The sequence below is a fragment of the Streptomyces halobius genome (genome assembly GCF_023277745.1).
GTDB classification, from domain to species: domain Bacteria; phylum Actinomycetota; class Actinomycetes; order Streptomycetales; family Streptomycetaceae; genus Streptomyces; species Streptomyces halobius.
Window position 1 is genome coordinate 961,196 of sequence record NZ_CP086322.1, and the last position, 21,964, is coordinate 983,159.

The following is a 21,964-nucleotide window of genomic DNA, read 5'->3' on the forward strand; positions in this document are numbered from 1 at the left end:
CCGTCGGACGTGACAGTGAATGATCAGGCAGCTGACAGAGCCAAGGAGGACGTCGTGGCGTCTGGTTTCGTTACGACTGTTTTGTCTCGACGGATCCAGTCGGCGTACCTGGTAGGCGACGATGCCGAGGCTGCTAATTGGCCGGTGTGGCAGCTGGCGGACGGATCCTTCGGTGGGCCGTTGCACCCGTTGTGTGCATCGGCCTACCGTCGCCATCCGATCCTGCTCTCGGCATGTGGCGAGATTCGGTCACGAAGTAGCCGAAGAGCCACGGTTCCAGAGTGGCTTGACCTGATGCGGCCCTCGGCATCCGCGTCGGCCAGGACGGCCGCGTAGATCTTGTCCCACGTGCCGTCCGCCGACCAGCGTCTGTGCCGCTCGTACACGGTCTTCCACTTGCCGAACCGCGCAGGCAGATCCCGCCACGGCACCCCCGTCCGGTTCCGGTGCAGAATCCCGTCGATGATCCTGCGGTGACTGGCCCAACGCCCCCCACACTGCTCGGACTTGGACAGATGCGGCTTCAGCCGGGTCCATTCCTCATTCGTGAGATCTCCCCGCCTCATGAACATGCCAACGTGCCGGAGCCCGAGAAGTCACATGATCCGCCGGACAGGACCTAGTAGGACTCCGTTAGGTCTGTCTCGATCTTGGTGTCATGTGTGTCCTGGTGGGCAGGCGTTGTTGGCAGGTGGTGCAGATGCCGGTCCAGCACCTCAAGACGTCCTGGAGGGCGTCGAGTACTTGGTAGAGGGTGAGACCGGCGTGGGCACTTTTGGGGCCAGGCGCTGTTCGGTGAGGAAGGCGTGGGCGGCGGTGACGAGGGTGACGTGGTGGTGCCAGCCGGGCCAGGAACGGCCTTCGAAGTGGTCCAGGCCCAGGCCGTGCTTGAGTTCGCGGTAGTCGTGCTCGATGCGCCAGCGGACCTTGGCCAGGCGGACCAGGTCAGCGATGGGTGTGTGCGCCGGTAGGCTGGACAGCCAGTAATTTGTGGGTTCCTCGCTGTCTTCGGGCCATTCGATCAGCAGCCAGCAGTCGGGCAGGATTCCGTCCCACCAGCCCTGTTCGGCTGAGGCGGCGGCTCGGATGGGGCGTTCGACTGCCTTGCCGGCCGGGCGTACACGCACGGCGGCGAAGCGGGAACGTAACTCCCCTCGCGAGCCTTGCCGCCACGTCACGGGGGTGAAGGCATCCGGCCCAAGGCCTGAGGCGAGAGCTGCCACGGACGGTGCGGGTTCCCGGTATCGGGGCTGGGGCCGGCAGCCGACGGTCCCGTTGCGGCGTGGGGTCACGGGTTTCGCGTCGAAGGGGTGGGCGGTCACATCAGCGCGGACGGCCAGCACGTAGGCGAGTTGGCGGTCGGACAGAGCCGCCCGCAGGTGCGCGTTGGTGCCGTAGGCGGCGTCGGCCACCACGACTGGTGGTGTCATGCCCCAGGTGGCGAGCGTGTCGAGCATGTCCAGAGCCAGGCGCCATTTCTCGCGGTGTGTGACCTCGGGCGGGATGCGGGTCCTGGCCCGCCGATCGGTGTCCCAAGCCCACTCCTTGGGCAGGAACAGGCGCCATTGCAGCGGGCAGGAGGCGGTGTCGGTTGCGGCATGGACGCTGACCGCGACCTGGCAGTTCGCCCGTTTCCCCAACGCTCCGCAGTACTGCGGAGCCACCCCGACCGACATCCGGCCGTCCTTGGGCACCGACACGTCGTCGATCACCCAGGCGGTCGGGCCGATCAGTGGCAGCATCCGCTCGGCGATCCGCCGCTGCACCGGCACGGGATCCCACGTGGACTGGTTCACGAACTGCTGCAGGTTCTGCTCGTTGCCGTCCGGCAGCCGCAAAGCCATGGCCTGGACGGACTTGCGGCGACCCTCCAGCATCAGACCCCGCAGATAGCAGTCGCCCTTGGCCCGCTGGTCCTTGCGCGGTACTGAGGCGAACACATCCTCCACGAACAACGCCAACTTCGCCCGAACCCGGTTCACTTCAAGTGCATCCACACACCCAACATGCTCCTGATCTAGCACAACAGGAAGACCTAACGGAGTCCTACTAGTGCTGGATTCCGCTTTTGCGGGGGTATATGTGCTGGTGGCGGGGTGGTTCGGGGGTCGGGTACCACGTCGACGGCGGTCCGCCGCTCTCCCAGCATCAGCGGCCGGGACGGGCGGGGCGCGGTACGGGTCAGGATGCGACTGAACTCGCCTTCGCCATCACGGAAGATGGCGCGCGCCCCCTCCTGCCGGAGGAAGGTGAGCTTGTAGCCGACGGCGGGCTCGAACGTCTCGTCCTGTTCGACCTGATGTCCGTTGAAATCGATGTGGGTCATGCTGCCTCCCTTTGAATTTGGGCATGGAAAAGGCGACCCACCGGTTGGTGAGTCGCGCGGATTTCCGCTGTGTCCTGCTGCTATTGATGACCGTACTTCTCGCGGACCTGCGTTAGGAAGTCCACGCTGAGGGTGTTGTGCACGACGCCGAGGATCTTGTCGCCGTTCCGGTCGCCGACGATTTCCATTCCTGGGAAGCGCTCGGAGGTGCCGAGGTGCTTGGACCGGAAACCGGTCAGGGTGAGCACGGTGTAGTTGGCCTTGTGCGTGGCGCACCACCCGGCCCGACAGGTCTCATAGACGTGCCCGATCTCTTCGCCGTGGCCGGGCCGTTCACTCGGATTGCTCATTCTCCTCGCCCGCGGCCGCGCCCAGCACTACCTTCAACAGCCAGCAGGTGTTGACCGCGCCGACCGGAACGCCGTGCTGCTTGATCAGCAGGTGGCTCTCCAAGATCGTCCCGTACGGCTTCCCGGTCTCCATCTCCGGCCAGAACCCGTGCCCGGACGCATTGCCGTCGACCCACTCGAAGGTCACACCGCTGTCCTTGGCGTCGTGGGCGTCAAACGGGACAGCAGCCCGCGACAGCGCAAGCAGGTCCGCCGGGGAGCAGACCTTGACGAACTCCGGAGGAACCTTGGCGATCCACACCTGCGTACCGGTCTTCACGCGGTCGACGACCGAGCCGTCCTCGTGCTTGAACAGGATGACGCCCTTTGCGTCGGTGGCCTGCTCGACGGTCACGCGGGCCGGCGTCTTCAGCGGGGTCTTGCGAGTGCTCCGGCCACCAAACAACACGACACCCGGTCGGTCATCCTTCTCCTCCTGCTGCGCCAGGCTCAGGGCCTCGGGTGCCTTCACGATTTCCATTAGTCGAACTCCTCTTGCTCGTCGGGGTCAATCAATCCGAAATTCGAAGTGTCGGATTGCCGAGGATTACCAACTCCTCGTCGCCGCACCGCCAGTACTCCGTATTCGCGTCGAACCGCGGCCCATCGTCGCCGAGCCAACGCAGGTCCCACACAACGCTCCAGTCGTCCCGCGTGTAGTGGACCTTAGTTTGGCGCTCGATGCCGTGTCCGTCGGTCCAGGTGTGTATCCACGGTTCCCTCTGTACGGGCCGGCGGGACGTCACTTCACCGGCTCCACATCGCCCTTGATCCAGGCATCAGCGCGCTGCTCCAGCCACTCGATGACTGCCCCCTCCGTCTGCTTCTGGGGGCACAGGGCGAAGTTGTAGTCCGGGTGCCGGAGCGTTTTGTCCGGCGAATAGACGTACGCCAAGGGATGCCCGAACCAGACGAAGTTCCAGCGGTTTCCGTCCGCGTCTTCTCGTGTCGACGACCACGGTCGCTCTGCGCTGATTCGGCGTTCATATGTCCCCAGGTCCCGCCATGCTCGTTTTCGTGCTGTACCCGCACTAGCACTCTGGTCCTGGGCGGAACCACCGACAGCACTGTGCCGTCCACCAGCAGCACGGGCCGCATGCGCTTGACCTCGTTGGTGCGCATGTAGGAGGCCCCGCATTCCTCGCACACCCCGTCGCGGACTCGGCGGCAGTCCCCCGGCAGCGGGTACGGGTCCTCCTGGTCCAGCAGGTGCGTGGCGCGGGATGTGCACCACGCCGTCGTGCATTTCTCAGGCTGTGACACTCTGCCGCTCCTCCTTTGTCTTCTCGGGGTAGTCGTTGCTGTCGGCCGAGGTCGGAAAGCGGTCGCGCTCGGCCTCGTTCTTGGCGATGCGTCCCTCCCACGTGCCGACGTGCCGCAGGCACGCGAGGTAGTTGTTCAGGGAAGTCCAGTTCTGGCCTTTGCGGCAGCTCTTCCAGTACGCCACCCACAAGTCGCTCAGCTCCGGGCACTTCGTGGTGACCCAGTTGCTGTCGAAGTGGATGTAGCCGCCGGGGAAGTAGACATAGATCTTGCAGCCGCACGGCAGCACGTACGTTCCGGTTTCGAGGCCGAGCTGTTCGGTCTGAATTTCAGGCATAGCTTTCCTCTCGACGAATTGGATTGAGTAAGTACCCAGTGCGGGAATTGAACCCGCGAATGCGCAGGGGAGTACGCATCCGGTGCCTACACCGGCCGGGCCCGCTTTTAGGTGTCGACCGTCATGTATTCCACATTGTCGATCAGCTTCGGGCTGTCGTCTCCGGGCTCGCGCACGTAGGTCTCGTACGCCGTCTGACAGGCGGCCCGGTGGCTGTCAACAAGGAAGGAAGCGGCCCAGCCGTTCTGCTTGTCGTCCAACTCCCGATAGACCTCGGTGTCGAGTTCCTTGCGAGGTGTGTCGTCGGGCAATTTCCGGGACGACTCGATGATGAGATTTCCGTCGTGGTCCGCGACCCATGAGGAGGATCACTCGTGTACCTCCTTTGCATCCTCATGAGCACCAGATGGCTTGCGGCGCTGGCTCGGGCTCATCCGGTCACCCCGAAGACGGTCACGCCGTCGATCTCCTGCGGCGGCCTGCCCTCGCGCATTAAGCAGCCGGGGCAGGTGAGCCGGTCCAACGAGTGGACCGTGATGTAAGAGCTGTGGCCCTGCTCCCACAGCTTCACGCCGCCGGTCGTCTCCAGCAGCACGCCGCACACCGTGGACTGCCACGTCCGGCGGTCCTCGTAGTGCTTCCCGTTGTCGAACCCGGTCGCCGACATGGAGTGCTTGGCGTCGGCCGGCATCTCCCACACCGCGAGCCGCTTGCGGCCCTCGGCCAGCTCACAGGCGCACAGGTTGGAGACGAACCCGGTGTGCTCCCAGACCTGCATGTAGATCCGGAAGTGGTTCCGGTTCGTGCAGATGGGGTTGTAGGGGAGATTCGGCTGCTCTCGTGCAGCACGTACTCCGCGCACCACTTCCCCCGATGATTCACGGCGCGCGGGTCAAACAGCGACACCCGCTGCCCCGGCTTGATTGCCCGCAGGAAATCGGTCGCCGTTTCGATCTTCATGTTCAGATCTCCTCAAGATGCTGTCGGCCGGCGAACAGGTTGGGGTGGGTCGGCAGCGAGATGTACGTGTCACGGACCGCTCGCCCGTTGCCATACTCGGCCGCGTACTTACGCGCCCGGTTCCGCGCGATCTTCTCGGTCTTCAGATCCTTGAAGTCCCGTTGCAGCGTCGGGCTGTTGAGGCTGGTTCCAGCCCACGCGGAGAACTTCTCGTGAATCTCGACGTCCAGCGGAACGACGACCGAACGGGACCACCAGGGAGGCAGGAAGCTGCTGTTCTCCACGAACCGGACCTCGGCGCTCGCAATGTCCCGACCGTGCATCGCGCGGGCCTCGTCGCGCATCTCTTCGAACCGCAGGGACTGGACGCCGTAGAGCTGCTTGCCGTCCACGTAGACGTAGAAGCGGCCGGTCGTATGCGTCACGGTGCGGCCCACACCGATCTCGTGGATGTCGTACGAGTAGGAGCCGGTGTCGTCGCTGTAGAAGCTCATCCAGCTCAGCGGGTTCGGCATGGAGTGCTCGTGGCCGGACTCGGGCGAGAGAAGCTGCCCGAACCCGTTCTCCAGAATGCGGACCGGCATGAGCTTTCTGTCCAGGCCCATACTCATCATGCATTCCGACGCACCGAGCTTAACGACGACGGTGTCACCGGGCTGCACATAGTGCTTCTCGGGCCGCTTGTAGTGGTTCATATGACCTCCCAGAAAACGAAATTACGGCTGACAGTCGGCAGTCCAGGGCGCGGCATTTCTGCTGCGCACTGGACTGCCGTTAGCTCAGACGTCGATTGGTGTGCGGGTGCCGTCGATGTGCACCACGAATGCCTCACGGAACGCGCGACCATGGAATTCCTTGACCAGCACACGGAACTTGGGCTGATCGCTTCGCATGCGCGCCGGCGTATGGCGTACGCAGTGCTCAGCAACCGGATCGGATTACGTGCCGTCACGGCGCGACTTGAGTTCTACGTACCGATCGGAGGTGTCGGTCCACGAGACCGGCCTCCCCGCGGCCGGCGGCTCGTACCGCTGGAGCATGAAGAACCAGAGCGGGCCTAAGGGCCTACCTGTCGATCTCGGCCGGTTCACGTGTCGCCACGCAGACCTTGTCGTAACAGAGCGGGTCGCGGTCGCCGTCCTCGAAGAGGAGCGCGAACCCCGTCACCGGCGAGTTCGGTACGACGTCCTTCAGCCGCTTGAAGGCGGAGTTGTACATGTGCGCGGGCTGATAGATGCCGCGAGCAGCATCGTCCTGGCGGCGCCAATACGCCCGGCACGCGACCAGTTCACTTCGGCGAAGGGAGACGTCAAACGACGTGTTGATGTACTCGTACACCCAACCCTCGGCCGCCGCCTTCGCCTCGATCTCCGTGTGCCGCCTACGCACACGGTCGTAATGCCGGTTGTCGCTGCACCGTCGGCAGCAGCTCTCCCCGTTCTCCGGGTCGGTGAAGACACCCGGCCCCTGGAAGGAGAACAGCTCGTCCGGCTTGTGTCCGCAGTCAAGTATCTGGTGGTGGTTGATGAGTTCCATGCCGCTCCTAGAACGTGACCCGATTGCGGAGCATCTGCAGGCCGTCGTTCGGGTCGACCGTCGACATCTGGTGGCCGTTCAGTAGCGGGGTCGAGTCGAAGCCCATACCGCTCCGGCGCCCGTACTGCTTCCGCTCCAAGATCTCCCGCACGCCGCCGGGTGGGTGTCACCTCCAACGCTGCTTCCCTAGGCGCGGCTGCGGCGAATGACGATGTCCGCCGCCGCCTCGTCGCCTACCTCCGCTATGACCTCGTCGGCGTCGCTGCCCGCGCCAGATTCGCCGGCCGCCTCGGCCTGCTCCTCGGCTGCCTCGTCGTTCTCGGCCTGGGCGGCCCCTATGGTGCGCGGCCCGTCGAAGTAGCCGGGAAGATCACCTGTCCTGCACCCCAGGTCAGCGACCACGCAGAACGCACACCGGCCCACGGTGTTACAGGTCTCCCACAGGGCGACGTCTTCCAGGGTGTGAACGTCCGTCATGCAGGTTCCGAACCCGTCCAGCTTCGTCACGACGTACCCGGCGACCACGCCCCATTACCCCGCTGCTCCCCGTTGTGGGTGCAGGCGGGGCGGCTTTCGCCCCGGGAAAACTCGACGGCCGCACCGCACGAGCAGCACCCGCCCACCATGACCGGCGCGGCCGTCTCGGCCTTCGCGTCCTTGACGGGGTAGACCCATCCGTCGGCGGACCGGTACAGCGTCCCCGCCTCGATCAGCGGCGCCACACGGGCAGCGGGCACCCTACGGCCCGCGTGCCCGAACCCGTCACCGCGCTGCCACAGCAGACCCGCCCCGGCCCACTCGATAACCTCGGCATCCGTGCCCGGCTCGGCGGTCTGTACGAACTCACGCGACGCCCACAGCTCCGGCGACTCCTGCGCCTCCGACTCCTCATCGGCGGCGAGCACGGCGAGCGCGGCCCTGCCTGCGTCCATGGCGGCCTGAAGGTCGAGCCGGTACACCCCGTACCGCTCATCCACCGACGTGCACAGCGCGTGCCAGGTGTCGGCCGTGGCGTCGGTGAGGTTGGCGGGGATCGCCGACAGCGTGTCGTCCGCCTCGGTCGTGATCGGCTTCTCAACGCTGTTGACGTTGTACGTACGCGACACGTGCCGCTCTTCGTCGTTCGAGCCCTCATCGAGGCGGACCGAGGTAGCGCCGGGCCGGTACCGGGTAATGACGTGCCCGATGTACGCGGCCGACAGCACCGCCGCCGCGTTCTCGTCCAGACCCTCACGCCCCAACGCGTCGATCACGGCGAGTTCGTCATCAGTGGGCGTCGCGGCCTCCAGTGCCGCACGCTCTTCCTCGGCCTTGCGCAGCGCTGCCGCCTCCGCCTCCGCCTTGGCCTCCGCATCGGCGGCGGCCTGAGCGGCCTTGACCTCACCGGGCCAGGTGTCCCCGGCGGAAAGCCAACGATAGGGGCCGTCCTTCACGGCCGTGTGCTTGGTGTCCTTCTCCGGCTCGGTCACGGCGCCGATGCGCACGGCCTGAGACCACAGGCGGAACGCGGCCTCACCCTCATCGGTGAGACCGAACGCGCGCACGCCGGGGGCGACGGCGTACACCTTCACGAACCCGGCCAGCCACAGGCCCGGTACCCGCTGCTTGTTGATCTTCGCGGAAACGTCGGCCTTGTCGGGGGGAGACGTCAAAGGCGGTGAACCCGTCGGCGGTCTCGCGCACCTTGCCCTCACGCATCCATCCGAGGGCGCGCCACTGGTCCCGGCTGAAGTTCAGCGACTGGGCGGCGTCGATGTCGTCGGGGGTCATGGTGTCGGCGTCCTGTGCGGCGTGCCGGTCCAGGTGGAGGCGGGCGGCGTCGTCGGCCTCATCGCGGGAGGTGTACACGTACGCGGCGGAGACGTCGGCCACCGGGTCGCCGTACTTGTTGAGGGCCATGGAAACGGGGCCGTGCCGGTCGCACTCGGCTACCCACTTGGTCTCGTGGACGTCCAGCGCGACCGCCCGCGCGGGGGTCGGCGTGTTGTAGGCGTCGCCGGAGGCGGGGACGTCGGCGGCCTCGTCCGCGTCGCTGCCCTCGGCGCTTTCGCCGGCTGCCTCCTCGGGGGTAGTGACGGCATCGACGGCCCGCTCGGAGTCGGCGGGGAGACCGGGAACGGGCTTGTCGTCGGCGTGCGCCCTGACAATGTCGCGGATGTCGTCGGTAAACGGCTCGTTGTTGATCACGGACGGGTGGGCGATGCGCTCACCGTCGGGGGAGACCACGATCCACGGCCACTCGCGGCCGTCCTCCTGCACGATCGTATACACCTGCCCGCGCGTGGTCGCGTGCCACAGAAACCCCGTGATCCGCTTCACCGTGATTCGCCGCTTACCCGCCATGTCCGTGTGTCCATCCGTGTCGTTGTCGTGGTCCTGCTGTGTCCTGCTGTCGCTGTCGCCCGAAGGAAGGGCGGGGAAGTCCTCGATGCCCCGCGCTGCCAGTTCCCGGCACTCCCCACACCGCCAGTCCAGCGGCCACACCCCCCGGCAGCACCGGCTCGGCGCGGTGCGCTTTTTCGCTCCAGTACATCTCGCGTACGGCGGCGGTGAGTTGAGACTCCTGCATCCTCAGCCACTCGCCGGGGATCCAGGCCATCACGTAGGGCTGCGTCCTGCGGTCAAGCTGGAGCATGATCTTGCCGTCGCCCGTCATGGACGGTCGCGCGAACGCGACTCTCGGCGAGCCGAGGAACGGCCTGAGTACCTGAGGCACCGTCTCCGCGGGGAACTTCGCGAGCACGCGCGAGATGAGTCCGGCAATCTCCTGGAGGTCGGCGTACATCTGGATCGTGGCGTCGACGATCTCTGTGGTCTTGTGCTTCATCACTTCTGGTCCTTGAAGATCGGGTCCTGCTCGGGGAACCGGGACAGGGCCGTCCCGCCCCGATTGGCCTCCCCCGCATGACGTAGAGGAAGGCACTGCACTTGACGCAGAGGATGGAGGCGCTCGGTTCCTTCGTATCCATGACCAGACCCGTCGTCAGGGCGCGCTCGTGAGAGGCCGTCAGGGGTCTGGTTGGAGGCCGATGCGTGTCCCGGCTGGCGCATTGACGGGTCTCATCGGTGTCTTGCTCGGGGCTTCGGCGATCAGCGTCGTGGTCGCGTCCGGCCGGTGGCAGCAAAACGTCTCCTCAGGGACACCACCGGAACCCGGGGATGCCCATGACGAGACGCCGACGTATCAACGAGGAACAGGCCGATGCACGAACACCCGGCCTGTTCCGGTGTCGATCCCGCACCCGGGTCGGCTATGCCGACCCAGACCCCCGAGGATCTTCTTCATGAGGGAGTCCTCTTCTCGATCACGCGTGTTCGGTGAGCGGTCGCCGCAGCGACGGCCCGGCTGTGGGATCACAACCGGGCCGTCGTCGGATGGGTGTGGGTTAGACCCGCTCGGAAGCCCAGAGGTCGTTGAGGTCCTCGCGGATCTCTTCCTCCAGGGCGGCGAGAAGCACCTGCTCGGCGTTGAAGTCCCCGGATACGGCCTCGATGAGGTCGTCCTGGACCTGCTGCTTGCCAGCGAGCACCGAGGGCATCCGCTCGTCCTGTGTGCCCTTGGCGATGAGCCGATGGACGGTCACCGGCTTCGTCTGGCCCGTGCGGAAGAGTCGGCCGTTGGTCTGCAGGTAGTGCTCGAGCGAGAAGGGCAGCGTGTACCAGATCATCGTCGAGCCGCCGTGCTGCAGGTTCAGGCCGTGCCCCGCGGCGGCAGGGTGGAGCAGCATCACCGGGATCTGCTTGGCATTCCACCGGCGAACCATGTCGCGCGAGCCGTCGAAGGCCTGCGCGTCGATGCCGGCCTTCCGGAGCCGTGTGAGCAGCTGCTCCTTGTCGGACTTGAAGTGATAGGCGATGAGGACGGGTTCGCCGCCGTTGTTCCGCACCAGGTACTCGGTCATCTCGATCTTCTTGTCGTGGATGACCTCGTACCGGCCCTTCGTGGTCGGGTCGTCAGGATCCGCGGTGTAGAGCGTGCCCGAGGCGAACTGCATCAGCTCGCTCGTCAGCACCGCCTGGTTCGCGGCAACGATCGATTCGACGCTCTGCGTCAGCTTCCCGTCGTCGGTGTAGGTCTGCACGATGTCCAGGACCAGGTCGCGCTTGAAGTCCTTGTAGGCCTGGAGCAGGTCCGGCGGGAGCGTGACATTGACGTCCTGGATGCTGAGCGCCGGGAGCTGCAGGCTCGTGTTCTGCGCGCTCATCACCAGGTGCGAGATGGCCTGATGGATCTCAGCCTCGGCGTTCGCCGTGGGAATCCACTTCGCCGGCGTCGTGGTGCCGGGCACCATCTTCGGCGTGAACCAGCGGTTGCGGTACGCGGTGATGTTCTGACCCAGCGTCTGGCCCTGGTCGAGCAGGTAGACCTGGCTCCACAAGTCGTGGAGACCGTTAGGGCTGGGCGTTCCCGTCAGCTCGATGAGTCGGTTCATGGCCGGCCGCACCGTCGCCAGGGCCAGGAAGCGCTGCGAGTCGTGCGACTTGAAACCCTGGGACTCATCGATGATGACCGTCTGGAAGGGCCAGATGATGGTGTTCTGGCCGTTGATGTTCTGGACCGGCAGCTGGTCGACCAGACCGAAGCGGCATCGAGCGCAGCCTGCGCCGGAACAGGTTCGGCAGTCATAGGCTTCCCACGTCACCAGGGCCGACTTGAGCAACTCCTGAATCCAGGCGCGGATCTTGTCCTTGGCGGGGACCCGGTTGTTGGCGTTGCCGGCGACCAGAGCACGGTACCCGTCGATCAGCTCGTCTCGGCCCAGTGGCCCCCGTGCCTGGAGCAGACCCAGGATCGCCGTCGCCTCCGGTGAGACGGTCGGGGCAGGCACTGCGCCCGGTACCGGCGTGATCAGCTTCGTCTCCTGGGACGGCTGAGTCAGCAGCTCCTGGTTGATGAAGTACATCGTCGGCGGATCGGTGGCGACCTCCTGGAAGCGCTTCAGGCGCTTGGCCTTGGAGAGCTTCCTGTCGTTCTCGTCGACGATCAGCGACTTCGTCCGGATGGGGAAGCCCCACTTCTCGATCTCGTCGATCCAGGTGGAGCGGGCGATCGCCACGGGCGCTATGACGAGGATGTGCCCCATCGGGCGGATCGTCTGCAGGACACTGAGGGTCGTGAGCGTCTTGCCGGCCCCGACGCCGAGCCACGCGCCGGCGAAGGGGTGGTCAACGAGGAAGTCGTGGATCTGCTGCTGATGCGGCATCAGCGAGATCGGGGACGGAGCAGTAGCCGTGGTCATGTCGCTGGTCATCCCTTCTCTTCGAGTGAGTGGTCAGGCATGGAATGCTTCTTGAATGAGGGCGAGTCGGGCATGGGCCTCGTCGGCTCTCTGTTTTTGCTGCGCGACCTCGGTCTCCAGCTCGGCGACCCTCGCTTCGAGCTGCGTGACGCGCGGGTCGGGTCCGAGGGCTTTTCGCACGCGTTGCAGCACTGCCACCGGGTCGTCAGGCTGCTCGGCTGCGCCAACCGGTGCTGTCTGGTGCATGGGTGCTGGCATGTCGTGCTTCGCTTTCTGCAGAGTCTCGGGAGTGATGTCGGAGTCGGTTCTGGTTGCGGGGACCGACGCGGCACGATCGCGGTGGACTCGCCGATGCGATCCCAGAGCAGCCGCAGTGCTGAAGGGCCGCCGGCAGACCTCGTATCTGAACTCCCGCGCCTGGGGCGTGGATTCGTCCTCGGTCTCTGCTTCAGTCGCGCGTATGACCTCGAATAGCGGCTGATCGAACTCGTCGAAGGTCACCTTCAGCGGCGTATCCGCGGGAAGGCTGCCTTCTTGGGCGTCAAACCAGGCGGTGAAGGCTGTGCTGTGCTGGATGAACGCCTGGGCCACCGTGACCTCTTGGGCCGGTCTGGGTTCCTGAACGGAGTCCGACGATGGAACTTCAGCATGGTGCTCGGCCATGAGCCGGCGCATGTCGGCCCTGGCGTTCTGCGCCGTGCGGTTCTGCGAGGTCAGGTTGGGCGGCACCGAGGCTGTGCCCCCGGTGTTGTTGTGCATGATGCAGTGGCCTTTGGAGGAGATCCGCCCAACGCAGCCGATGTCCATGGCCGCGAGGATGAGGCTCTTGGCTTCCTGGTCGAAGGTGGGGAGGTCGGCCCGGGTGAGCCGGCGGAGCGACGGCGCCTTGAACCCGTTGGCCTTTGTGCTGCGGTTCCTCATCAGAACCCCAGCTCGCCGTTCTTGACCCCCTGCTCGATCCGGTACGCGGTCGTCTCGACAGCCAGGAGATTGAACACAACGGCGGCAGCGTGATCCTCGTCGGTCTCGCCAGTGAGCCACTGCATGACGTGGCGGAATGCGCTGGCCTTCATGCGCTCCAGCTCAGCGGCGGAGTCGGCCTTCTCCCAGTTACGGGGGCTGTATTTCTGCGCCCCTCCCTCCATGGGGGCAGCGCAGCGGGTGAGCAGCTGCTCGTCGAAGGGGACGGTCTCCGGGACGAGCACGTCGAACCGGGGCTGGCCGGTGTCGGGCTCGCGCAGCATCCCGGAGGAGAACTCGTCGCGCTGGCCGGAGTCTTTGGTCTCATACTGCGGTTGCTGGGCCGCGGCTATGTATTTGTGGGTCATGGTGCTGCTCTCTGTTGGTCGGATGAGGTCTTGAGGAGGTTCGCGATGAAGACGTCGACGCTCGGCTTGTTGTCGACGACGTGAACCTCGGCCCCGTGGCGGCGCAGCTTGGCGTGCGTGAGCTGTTGCAGCTTCCGCAGCTGGCCGCCGGGGCGTTTGACCTCGACGAACACGGTGCCGTGGGGGGCGACGACGATCCGGTCGGGCACTCCCCCGCGGGCTGGCGAGACGAATTTCAGGCACAGGAAGCCGTGCTCCCGGCACTGGCTGAGGAGGTAGTCCTCGATGGCGCTCTCGCGCGTGCGAGCCATCAGCGCTGTTCCGTCTCGTCCGAGGAGACCGTCGGCACGCCGTACTTCAGCTCACCGGGCTCGACGAGGCGGAAGCCCGTGGAGTGCTTGTGCATCCGAGAGACGCTGATGGTCGAGCGCCTCGTGCCGTAGTGGGCCCGGACTCGGGCCCTGCCGCTTTTGACGAACTCGACGACGACGCGGCGCTGGTTCTGCCGGGTGTCGAGGTCCTCCCAGATCTGGCCCCGGCGGACCAGGATGCCCTCGCGGGTCGTGTTCTTCTCCTGCTGGGCCTGGGCGTCGTCTTCCTGGGCGGAGGTGTCGGTCGGCACGGCATCGGACACGAGTTCGTACTTCCGCAGGACCAAGTCGAGCTCGGTGACCGTTCGACGCCGCGCCCGGTGCTGGACCGAGCGCCGGAACCGCAAGGGCGAATCCACGTAGATGACCATGGTCAGGATCCTGTCGCTTTTGCGCCGCCAGCGCTGGCCGGGCTGGACCGTCTGGCCTGTGCTCCCGGTTCCTCCGGTGGAACTCACAGCTCGCCCTCGTCAGCGTCTTCGAGGCAGGCGAAGGCGGCATCGTCGGCTTCGACGGCAACCCTCCGCTCGGCCGTGTCGCCGAAGCGGGAGACGCCCTTTTGGGAGCCCTCGGTGGCGAGGCCGGCGTTGACGGGCTCCTTGAGCCGGGTGCGGATGCCGGATTCGGAAGCACGAGGTGTGTCCGGGGTCATGACGATGCGGGCGTGGTACGCGGCGATGAACTCGTCGTGAGTGAGCGGGCCGGACTCGCTGAGCGCCTCCAGGACGACGGGGCGGACGCGGGACGCGCCCAACACTGCCTTCAGGGCGGCCTCGCAGGAGGTGACGGGGTCGTCGGTGCGGACGGGAAGTGTGGTCTGGGACATGACGCCTCTCAACTCTCTTGTCGCAACAAGTCAGACTCGTCTTTCATCTCAATCATGACTAGGAGTAAATGACCTATGCGGCCCTATTCGCCAATGGCTATGGAAAGCCACACGGTGCCGGTCTGCGTCGTGTCGACACGGCCCGGCACCCTGTGGTCCGGTGGTGGTGCAGGCGCTGATCAGGCGGCGTTTCTCCAGTTCTTGGTGAACGTCTCGTCGAGCATCCGGGTGTAGATGTCGAGATCGAGCGCCCCGATGAGCTGCTCGACTCGGGAGGCCGGCAGCGCGCGGAGGTCGTCGTTGACGACGATCACCGACCAGTGCGGGTCGATGCCGTTGATCCGGCGGATCACGACGTCCTGGTCATCGGGCAGCAGCGTGAGGCCGTCGGAGGTGCTGGCCTCGCTGCGGTTCTTCGCCCACCCGTGGTGGCGCAGGATCTCCAGCGCGATCGGGTCACGTCGCACCCCGGCGCTGCCGGACTCGCGCCGCTTGCTCTGGCTGGCCGGGTTCACCTTCCATGCGCCGGCGTTGTGCAGGCTCACGGCACCATCAGTGCCGTCTTGGACGATGAAGACCCGGTTGACCATCTGCAGGGCCCGCGGGTTCACCAGCTGCGCATCGGAGTCCTCGTTGTCGTCACGGTCGGGCCCGGCGCTGACCGGGTCGGCAGCGAACGGGTAGGTGATTGATCCACGCGAGGCGGCGAGGACGTTCTGGAACAGCAGCAGCGTCCGCACGGGATCGGCCGGGTCGATCGCCTCCTCGATCATCTTCCGGCCCAGCACGGGATCGAACGGCTCGGCGAGAGCCTCCTCTCCCCTGTTGGCGACGGTCTGCAGGTAGCGGGCCAGGGCGAAGTCGATCACGGCCGGGTGGGCCAGCGACTTCGTCGGGGTAGGACCCGCGTGGCAGGCCAGCGTCCCGCCGGAGGCGGTAATGATCGGGCTGTCGGCGACGCTCCGGTCCTCACTGGGCGACTCCAGCTCGAGCCGGTTGTTCGAGTCCTTGCTGATGAGGAACATCAGCTCCGGTTCGATGTCGATGCCGATGGCGGCCTGCTGCTCGGCGAGCACCCGGTTGTTGGTGGTCTCATCGAAGCCGTTCTCGCCGCCGACGACGGAGTAGAGGCCGTCGGTGTTCGTCGAGATGATCCGCGCGCCGGCCAGCGTCTGGGCCTGCCCGATTCGCCAGCTGAACAGCTGGCCGATGATCCGCATCGAGATGGTGCGGTTGTTCATCCTGATCGGGGTCCGGTGCGCAGCGTCAGCAGCTCCAGAGGCCGAGTTGAGGATCAGCTTCGTGCCGTTGCGCAAGGTCGTGAGCCGGGCCTTCTCCTCGGCGGAGATCCACGGCTTCTTCATCTCGAAGCCCAGGCGCTCCTTCTCGAAGAAGATCGTCGTGTAGCGGTCCTCGCCCAGCTCGGGATTGTAGAACGCCCTCATGTTGCGCAGCAGGTTCGGGTAGTAGCTCGTGAAGTCCTCGTGGATGACGAGGCCTGCCGAGGTCCGTGCGAACTTCGGGTGCAGCTTGGTGGATTTGTCGGCCTTCGCAGTGAACAGCATGGGGGCCTTCTTCGCCGCCTCATCGCGATAGACGGCCTTGACCGCCGAGGTGACGGCCAGGACTACCTTGCCGTCGAGCACGGTCCCGTCGGCCAGGCACACGTGCATCGCCTCGGTGTCCGGGCGCTGAGTGTCCAGCAGCTGGGCCGGATCCGGCACTTGGGCCTGCGCACGCGCGAGCTGCTCGGCCTGGTCCGGGTCGTCCTTCTTCGGCTTGCGGTACTTCACCTTTTCCGGGTCCGAGCCCAGCAGCACGAGCCGCTTGTCGACGGCCGTGCCGTCGGGCAGCGCGAGCAGGTTGTGCTGGCGCTTGGCCTCGGCGACGAAGTCCTTCGCGTCCGGGTAGAAGAGCTTGGCGAGGCCAATCATGGCTGCCTGTTCTCGGTGCTCGAAGGAGTCGGCGTCGAAGACCGTCATGTCTGCCTCGGCTCCGTGGATACCGCCTGTGCTGAACGTGGCGAAGCACGACGACGCGGAGGCGTCACGGTGGAAGTAGGGCACGTTGTTCGGCGTCTTCGGCAGCTCGCGCAAGGACTTGGCCGGGAGGTCGAACAGGTCGCGGTACTCCTCGGAGTCGTTGAAGTTCTGCCCCTCGATCGAGCGGTAGTAGTTGACGACCTGCATGAACTGGCGGTGCGCCTTCGCCTGTGCCGGCGTCGCAGCTGGGTCCTTGGCAGGGTCGGGGGCCACGTTCTCCTCGAAAAAGCGCACGCACTCGTCGAGCACGTTGACCTGGGAGATGCCCTGCTCCTCGGCCACCTCCTTGGCCGGATAGAGGAACGACACGGCCTCGATGTCGTTCAGCGAGGTGTACGGCGCGAGGATGCGGCCGACGAACTTCGCCGAGGACGAGTCGATGGTCAGTCGGTCCCGGCGCACCGAGCCGTTCTTGGCGTAGACAGTCTCGGAGTACTGCGCCAGCAGGCCGGCCTTGAGGTCGAAGTTGCTGGCGTAGGCCGGGTGCTGGAAAAGCTGGGCCAGGCCCAGGCAGTCGGAGACGTTGTAGGCCAGCAGCTCGTAGAGATCCTTGATCAAGGCGATCGAGGTGTCGTGGCTGAGCTTTTCGGACTCCTTGATCTGGCGGCCGAGCATCCCGAGCAGGCGCTTGAGGCTCACCTTGGTCTGCAGCTCGTTGAGACGGGCGACGTCCAGGTGCCGGCCGGAGTGCATCATGGCGCGGCGGATCTTGGCGGCCGGGCCGTCCCAGCCGAGGTAGCCGGGCATGTACGCGATGTGCTCGTTGAACAGCTTGTCGTTGTGCTCGCGCATCTCGCGCGCGGTGGTCGGCTGGACAAGACGACCGGAGTGCGGAGCCGGGAAGGTCTCCATCAGGTACAGCGCGAGCATGGTCATGTCGTAGTTCAGCGAGTTGTACCCGGCCAGGAACGGGTGCTTCAGCGGGTCGTACTCGGGATCCGTGTCGCAGACCGGGCGCAGGCTCGCCGGATAGGACGAGACCTCGCTGCGGTCGTTGACCTGGTCGGCGTTCGAGAGGCCCATCAGCTCGGCGAGGCGGAGGTTGCCCCGCTCGCCGCGCAGGTTCCACAGCTGGACGCTCACCGCGGGCAGGCCCGGGTTGGAGCGCACCACGGCTTCATAGAGCGCCTGCGGGTCCACGGCGTCGGAGAGCTGCTGGTCGTCGGCGAGGAAGAAGATCTCCAGGTCGTCGACGGCTCTGCCGGGCCGCGGAGTGTAGGCGCACAGAGTGAAGACGTCCGGCAACGACTCGATGTCGTAGAAGGTGAAGCGCGCCTTCGAGGCCGTGACTGGTGTTCGCTGTGTGGTCATGATGGGGATCTCCTTTCGTCGGTCCGACCATCACGGCCGGTGTCTGGGGAGGAGGCGCGCGTGACCTCAGACGGAGTCGTGAGGAGAGCGCCGGCGCGAGGCATCCATGCGCCGGGACGCCTCACTCATGAGCCGGGCCTTCTCCACGGGGTCTGCCGTGATCTGCGAGCGGACGATGAGGTTGGTGATCCGCTGCTCGCACGCGACGTCGGACATCGCCGTGATCAGGCGGCCCTGGCCGCGGGCGAGTTCGAGTACGGCCTGGGTGAGTTCGCCGAGTGCGCCAGCAGTTTTGGCCATGGGTGCATCAGTCCTGTTCGTCAGTGGTGTCGTCGGTCGGGGCGGATGCGCCCGTCTGCCGGAGCAGTCCGCGGTAGTTGGCCTGCAGCGTCGGCTGGGATTTCTTCTTCAGGTCGCTGCCGGTGTAGCTCGGGTGCATCCACTTCTTCAGCTCGTACTCGGCGATGAGCACCTCGGGGTTGCTCATCATCTGGCCGGGCCGGATCTTGCGGTTCTTGTCCGGGCAGTGCCACAGGGCATCCGGCCGGACGATCGCCACGAGGTCAGTGATGAACTGTTTGTTGCTCACCGGCGATCCCGACGGCGAGACGTCGCGGTGCCAGGCCTTGTACAGGTCGTAGAGGAACGTGAACGGTGCCAGGTCCCAGACCAGCCGCCCGCGGAACTCTTCCCAGAAGGCGCGCACGGGGTCATTGGTCTCCTTGTACTCGGCCAGGACTTCCTTGGTGGCCACCGGCTCTGAGAGCTGGTAGTAGTCACCTGGAGATAACGCGCCGGCACGGTTGATCGCGTACCAGAAGACGTACTCCAGGACCTCGCGGCGCTGGAGGTAGTCGTCCTTGATGTACTTCTTCTCGGCTCCGGTGAAGCTCTTGGTGAAGGGCACGAAGAGCTGCCGGCGGTAGAACGACTCGGACTTGTCCTTCACGCGCGGGAACTCGTTCAGGCACTGGACCATGAAGCCGAAGAACTGGTAGGCGATCGGCATTCGGTACTTGCGGTTGATCTGGATGACGTCGTTGGTCACGATCGCCTTCAGATTGGCCGCCTTGTCGATGAAGGTGCCGACATCGTTCTCGTCGACGATGATCGCGTTGGCGCGCACCAGCGGTTCGAGCGCGAAGTCCTTGCCGAAGTCCGAGAGCGGAATCGAGGTATGCGCGCCGCTGCCAACGAGGTTGCGCATGAGCGCGCAGAGCGTGCCCTTACCGTTGTTGCCCTGCTCGGAGTAGAACCAGGCGGTCTTGCCCCAGCGCACGTGCGGCCGGATGATCGCGCCGATGATCTCCCAGATCAGGTCGGCGAGGCCCTCGTCACCGGGCTGGTCGAAGAGCTCTTCGATCCAGGCGACGACTTCCCAATCTCCGTCCTCGGGGTGCGTGATGACCTGCTGCGGGGCGTCGTCCACGTAGTCGACGTCGTTCTTGGTCAGCAGCACGATGGCGGGGTCGAAAGGGTGGACCTGCTTGGGCTCGAAGTGGAAGTCCTTGCCGAAGATCGTGACGTCCAGCGGCTCGGTTCCGTAGAAGACGATGCCGTTGCGCGCGGCGATGAAGTCGCGGCTCGTGCTCTGGTGCCGGCGCGGGCTGTCCTCGCGCAAAACGGCCAGGACCTCGGCGAACTCCTTGAGGGTCAGCTGGGTGTTGTACATGCGCGCCGTGGTGCGGATGTCGTCCTCGCTGGTGGTGTACGTCCCACGCGCGCGGCCGGTGGCCTGGTACATCGCCAGCAGGTCGTACTCGCGGTCGGTGTCCTTGGCGTTGGGCGCGATGCGGATGACGTGGTGCAGACGCAGGAGGATCTGCGCGACTTGCCAGTACGTCAGATATCTCGGCAGGGGGTACTTCTCGGCGGCCACGGCCGCCTTGAAGTTCTCGGCCTTGATGACGCCGCCCACAATCGCCAGCAGCTCCTTCTCCAGCACGCGAGGCGTCGGAGGATCGGTCGGGTCGATCTGGTCGAGGTAGGCGGCGGTGACGTAGGTGACGATCTCGTTCTGCGGAGCCATGTCGTCGCGGTTCGAGAAGTACCCCATGACGCTGGCCAAGACGTCGGCGACGGGGTTGGTGCGCGGTCCGGCGCTGGAACCGGCGGCAGGTACGGACATGAGGGCATCAGGAGGCGTCATGTTGCTGCTTTCTCGATCGCGATCGAGTTCCTGCCGGCGATGAGTGGGAAGCCGATTGGACTCGTAATCGAATGGAACGTGATCTTGACCCTACTCCATCCGAGTGCCCTTTTGCAACGATTTAGCTATCAGTCAACAAGAGAGTCGACTGAGGTCCTGAATGGTGGCCAATGGAGGGCCGGAAGGGCCACTGACAGGGACTGGAGAGAGCGCGCGACCATCACGGCCATGCCACACGCGTCGCGAGCCTGGGTGGGCCGTGAGAACCAGCGACTCCGTCGGGCACATGCCCCACGGAGTCGCTGGTTCTCGTGCTCGACCACGCACCCGCGGGCGGCGTGAGCCGCCCGGCTCGCAGTCGAGGTTCGGAGGAGTTCTTCTGACCGGTCGAGCCAGCTGCCACCAGAGCATCGACTGGACGCTCTCCAGGAGGATCCCGAGAGTCGCATGCCCACATACCCTCTAGGGGTAACCGAGCGTGTACCACTTGACGTGGTACACCTGTTTTCCCAGGTCAGAGCGAAAATTCCGGGAGTTCAAGAGCAAGCTGTACCACGTGGCACTTTCTACGTGGTACAGGTGTTTGCCCAGGTCAGGCGGGGTTTATATACCTCCTGTACCACTTGCACCAGGAAATGAAGACTAGATACACGCGCAGGGGGGATAAGAGAGCAGACTGGTGAGCTGAGGCTGGAGCCGCCTGGATCGCTCCCGAACGCGCCCCCTATGTAAACGGTCAAAAAGACGTGGTACTCGTGGTACATGGGCGGGAAACACTGGTTGACCAGACAAAACGTCGTACCACGTCGGCGATCCCACGTGGTACACCCGATGCGGGAAAGAGCCTCGCGGTACAGGTGTTTCCCCAGTTCAGACGCGGTTTTCAGGGGTGTACCACGTCTCGTGGTACATCTGGCAGCTCGATGCGCCCAGCCCCCTGGCGACCAACGAGGCGGACTTCCACGCCGAGCCGCCGTGCGGCTCCCAGGCAGCGCGGCCGAGCCTCAGCGAGACTGGAAGCCGCATGAAACATCCTCGGCGTCCTGAGGCTCGCAGAAGGCTCCTGACGCGTCCTCCGAGCGCGAGTCAGAACTCCGTCCGAGTCGTTCCCCCATGAGACTCCACTGGAGGTGGGAGGGCATTGGACTGACATTCGCTGCTCATTGCGAGTGATACACGACAGCTGCTATCGTTGACGCCAGGTGATCGATGTTGCACTGGAACGTGGAAACAGAGAGGCCGGAGAGCATCCCCGTGGGAAGGGAGCTCTCCGGCCTCTTTGCATGTGCTGATGAGTGCGAGGCGTGGATGGCGCGAATCACCCAGGGGTGACCGTGCTTCAGCCTCGCTGGTATCCCGCATTGGGGAACTCGGAACTGCGGCTACGAGATCGCTCGTCTGCTTCGACGACGTAGAGGATCTCGTAGGAAATCGTGGTGTTGAGGTTGAGCCGGTTCTTGCTCTGGCTCTTCTTCATCGTGATCTTGCGGAAGCCGCGAACGGCCTCAGCGCGATCGAAGAACCGGCGCAGCCTCGAGTTCACGCGCTCACGGGCCTGTTCGGTCGTGACGCCCATGTCGGAGACGACGAAGACATGCGTGTGACCGCGATCGAAGGTGGGCTTCTCACCAGTGTCGAGGTCCAGACGGATCTTCGCACGGCTGATGTCGAGCGCGTCGGGACGGACGAGCTTTCCTCGTGAGTCGTACGTGCAGGTGCTGACGATAGCCATGATGAGATCCTCTCCTCTCCTGATGAGTATGACTGAATAGTTATTTTCAGTCACACCCCCAGTGACCGGATAACCCCGGTCATCACGAGCATGCCCTCCGCACGAGGGACCGGCGGCTGAAAGGCCGCCGGGTCCCGCAGGGAGGGCACCATCG

At 65.3% G+C, this 21,964-nt stretch carries 25 protein-coding genes and 1 pseudogene; all 26 read right to left on the reverse strand.

Annotated features, from left to right (window positions below; translation table 11 throughout):
• Positions 1-293 precede the first annotated feature (293 nt).
• Positions 294-566: pseudogene (locus K9S39_RS04550) on the reverse strand (transposase); the annotation flags it as partial.
• A gap of 150 nt (positions 567-716) precedes the next feature.
• Positions 717-1,997, reverse strand: coding sequence for an IS701 family transposase (locus tag K9S39_RS04555; RefSeq protein ID WP_248862046.1), 1,281 nt, complete (start codon positions 1,995-1,997; stop codon positions 717-719).
• A gap of 38 nt (positions 1,998-2,035) precedes the next feature.
• Positions 2,036-2,326 carry a hypothetical protein gene (locus tag K9S39_RS04560; RefSeq protein WP_248862048.1) on the reverse strand — a complete coding sequence of 97 codons (291 nt, stop codon included), beginning with the start codon at positions 2,324-2,326 and terminating at the stop codon, positions 2,036-2,038.
• A gap of 80 nt (positions 2,327-2,406) precedes the next feature.
• Positions 2,407-2,676, reverse strand: a complete 270-nt coding sequence (locus K9S39_RS04565) for a hypothetical protein (RefSeq protein ID WP_248862050.1) — start codon at positions 2,674-2,676, stop codon at positions 2,407-2,409.
• On the reverse strand, positions 2,660-3,196 hold the full coding sequence (locus tag K9S39_RS04570) for a hypothetical protein (protein ID WP_248862051.1): 537 nt from the start codon (positions 3,194-3,196) through the stop codon (positions 2,660-2,662). The genes K9S39_RS04565 and K9S39_RS04570 overlap by 17 nt, the downstream gene beginning before the upstream one ends.
• A gap of 261 nt (positions 3,197-3,457) precedes the next feature.
• A complete protein-coding gene (locus tag K9S39_RS04575; protein WP_248862053.1) occupies positions 3,458-3,610 on the reverse strand; it encodes a hypothetical protein in 153 nt (50 codons plus the stop codon).
• A gap of 354 nt (positions 3,611-3,964) precedes the next feature.
• Positions 3,965-4,315, reverse strand: coding sequence for a hypothetical protein (locus tag K9S39_RS04580; RefSeq protein ID WP_248862054.1), 351 nt, complete (start codon positions 4,313-4,315; stop codon positions 3,965-3,967).
• 107 nt (positions 4,316-4,422) lie between these two features.
• Positions 4,423-4,626, reverse strand: a complete 204-nt coding sequence (locus K9S39_RS04585; protein WP_248862055.1) for a hypothetical protein — start codon at positions 4,624-4,626, stop codon at positions 4,423-4,425.
• Between the two features lie 119 nt (positions 4,627-4,745).
• Positions 4,746-5,177 (reverse strand): hypothetical protein, encoded by a 432-nt coding sequence (locus K9S39_RS04590; protein ID WP_248862056.1) that lies wholly within the window; start codon positions 5,175-5,177, stop codon positions 4,746-4,748.
• Between the two features lie 100 nt (positions 5,178-5,277).
• Positions 5,278-5,970: a hypothetical protein gene (locus K9S39_RS04595; RefSeq protein ID WP_248862057.1), complete on the reverse strand. Its 693-nt coding sequence runs from the start codon at positions 5,968-5,970 to the stop codon at positions 5,278-5,280.
• A 370-nt stretch (positions 5,971-6,340) separates the two neighbouring features.
• Positions 6,341-6,811 carry a hypothetical protein gene (locus K9S39_RS04600; protein WP_248862059.1) on the reverse strand — a complete coding sequence of 157 codons (471 nt, stop codon included), beginning with the start codon at positions 6,809-6,811 and terminating at the stop codon, positions 6,341-6,343.
• Between the two features lie 7 nt (positions 6,812-6,818).
• Positions 6,819-6,962 carry a hypothetical protein gene (locus K9S39_RS04605; RefSeq protein ID WP_248862060.1) on the reverse strand — a complete coding sequence of 48 codons (144 nt, stop codon included), beginning with the start codon at positions 6,960-6,962 and terminating at the stop codon, positions 6,819-6,821.
• Positions 6,963-6,997: 35 nt separating this feature from the next.
• On the reverse strand, positions 6,998-7,288 hold the full coding sequence (locus K9S39_RS04610; protein WP_248862062.1) for a hypothetical protein: 291 nt from the start codon (positions 7,286-7,288) through the stop codon (positions 6,998-7,000).
• 26 nt (positions 7,289-7,314) lie between these two features.
• On the reverse strand, positions 7,315-8,463 hold the full coding sequence (locus K9S39_RS04615) for a hypothetical protein (RefSeq protein WP_248862064.1): 1,149 nt from the start codon (positions 8,461-8,463) through the stop codon (positions 7,315-7,317).
• Between the two features lie 680 nt (positions 8,464-9,143).
• On the reverse strand, positions 9,144-9,638 hold the full coding sequence (locus K9S39_RS04620) for a hypothetical protein (protein WP_248862066.1): 495 nt from the start codon (positions 9,636-9,638) through the stop codon (positions 9,144-9,146).
• 559 nt (positions 9,639-10,197) lie between these two features.
• Positions 10,198-12,063 (reverse strand): DEAD/DEAH box helicase, encoded by a 1,866-nt coding sequence (locus K9S39_RS04625; RefSeq protein WP_248862067.1) that lies wholly within the window; start codon positions 12,061-12,063, stop codon positions 10,198-10,200.
• 21 nt (positions 12,064-12,084) lie between these two features.
• Positions 12,085-12,972 (reverse strand): hypothetical protein, encoded by an 888-nt coding sequence (locus K9S39_RS04630; protein WP_248862069.1) that lies wholly within the window; start codon positions 12,970-12,972, stop codon positions 12,085-12,087.
• Positions 12,972-13,379, reverse strand: coding sequence for a dATP/dGTP diphosphohydrolase domain-containing protein (locus K9S39_RS04635; protein WP_248862070.1), 408 nt, complete (start codon positions 13,377-13,379; stop codon positions 12,972-12,974). Before K9S39_RS04635 ends, K9S39_RS04630 begins: the two co-directional genes overlap by 1 nt.
• Positions 13,376-13,690 carry a VRR-NUC domain-containing protein gene (locus tag K9S39_RS04640; protein ID WP_248862071.1) on the reverse strand — a complete coding sequence of 105 codons (315 nt, stop codon included), beginning with the start codon at positions 13,688-13,690 and terminating at the stop codon, positions 13,376-13,378. Before K9S39_RS04640 ends, K9S39_RS04635 begins: the two co-directional genes overlap by 4 nt.
• The gene (locus K9S39_RS04645) at positions 13,690-14,121 is read right to left on the reverse strand and encodes a hypothetical protein (protein ID WP_248862073.1); all 432 of its coding nucleotides are present in this window, start codon (positions 14,119-14,121) and stop codon (positions 13,690-13,692) included. Before K9S39_RS04645 ends, K9S39_RS04640 begins: the two co-directional genes overlap by 1 nt.
• A gap of 83 nt (positions 14,122-14,204) precedes the next feature.
• Entirely contained in the window at positions 14,205-14,576 is a 372-nt protein-coding gene (locus tag K9S39_RS04650; RefSeq protein ID WP_248862075.1) for a hypothetical protein, read from the reverse strand.
• Between the two features lie 179 nt (positions 14,577-14,755).
• Positions 14,756-17,929: a hypothetical protein gene (locus K9S39_RS04655; RefSeq protein ID WP_248862077.1), complete on the reverse strand. Its 3,174-nt coding sequence runs from the start codon at positions 17,927-17,929 to the stop codon at positions 14,756-14,758.
• A 66-nt stretch (positions 17,930-17,995) separates the two neighbouring features.
• Positions 17,996-18,229, reverse strand: coding sequence for a hypothetical protein (locus K9S39_RS04660; protein WP_248862079.1), 234 nt, complete (start codon positions 18,227-18,229; stop codon positions 17,996-17,998).
• A gap of 7 nt (positions 18,230-18,236) precedes the next feature.
• Positions 18,237-20,078, reverse strand: coding sequence for a DNA primase family protein (locus K9S39_RS04665; RefSeq protein ID WP_248862081.1), 1,842 nt, complete (start codon positions 20,076-20,078; stop codon positions 18,237-18,239).
• Positions 20,079-20,948: 870 nt separating this feature from the next.
• Positions 20,949-21,104: a hypothetical protein gene (locus K9S39_RS04670; protein WP_248862083.1), complete on the reverse strand. Its 156-nt coding sequence runs from the start codon at positions 21,102-21,104 to the stop codon at positions 20,949-20,951.
• 313 nt (positions 21,105-21,417) lie between these two features.
• Positions 21,418-21,810 carry a hypothetical protein gene (locus K9S39_RS04675; protein ID WP_248862086.1) on the reverse strand — a complete coding sequence of 131 codons (393 nt, stop codon included), beginning with the start codon at positions 21,808-21,810 and terminating at the stop codon, positions 21,418-21,420.
• Between the last annotated feature and the right edge of the window lie 154 nt (positions 21,811-21,964).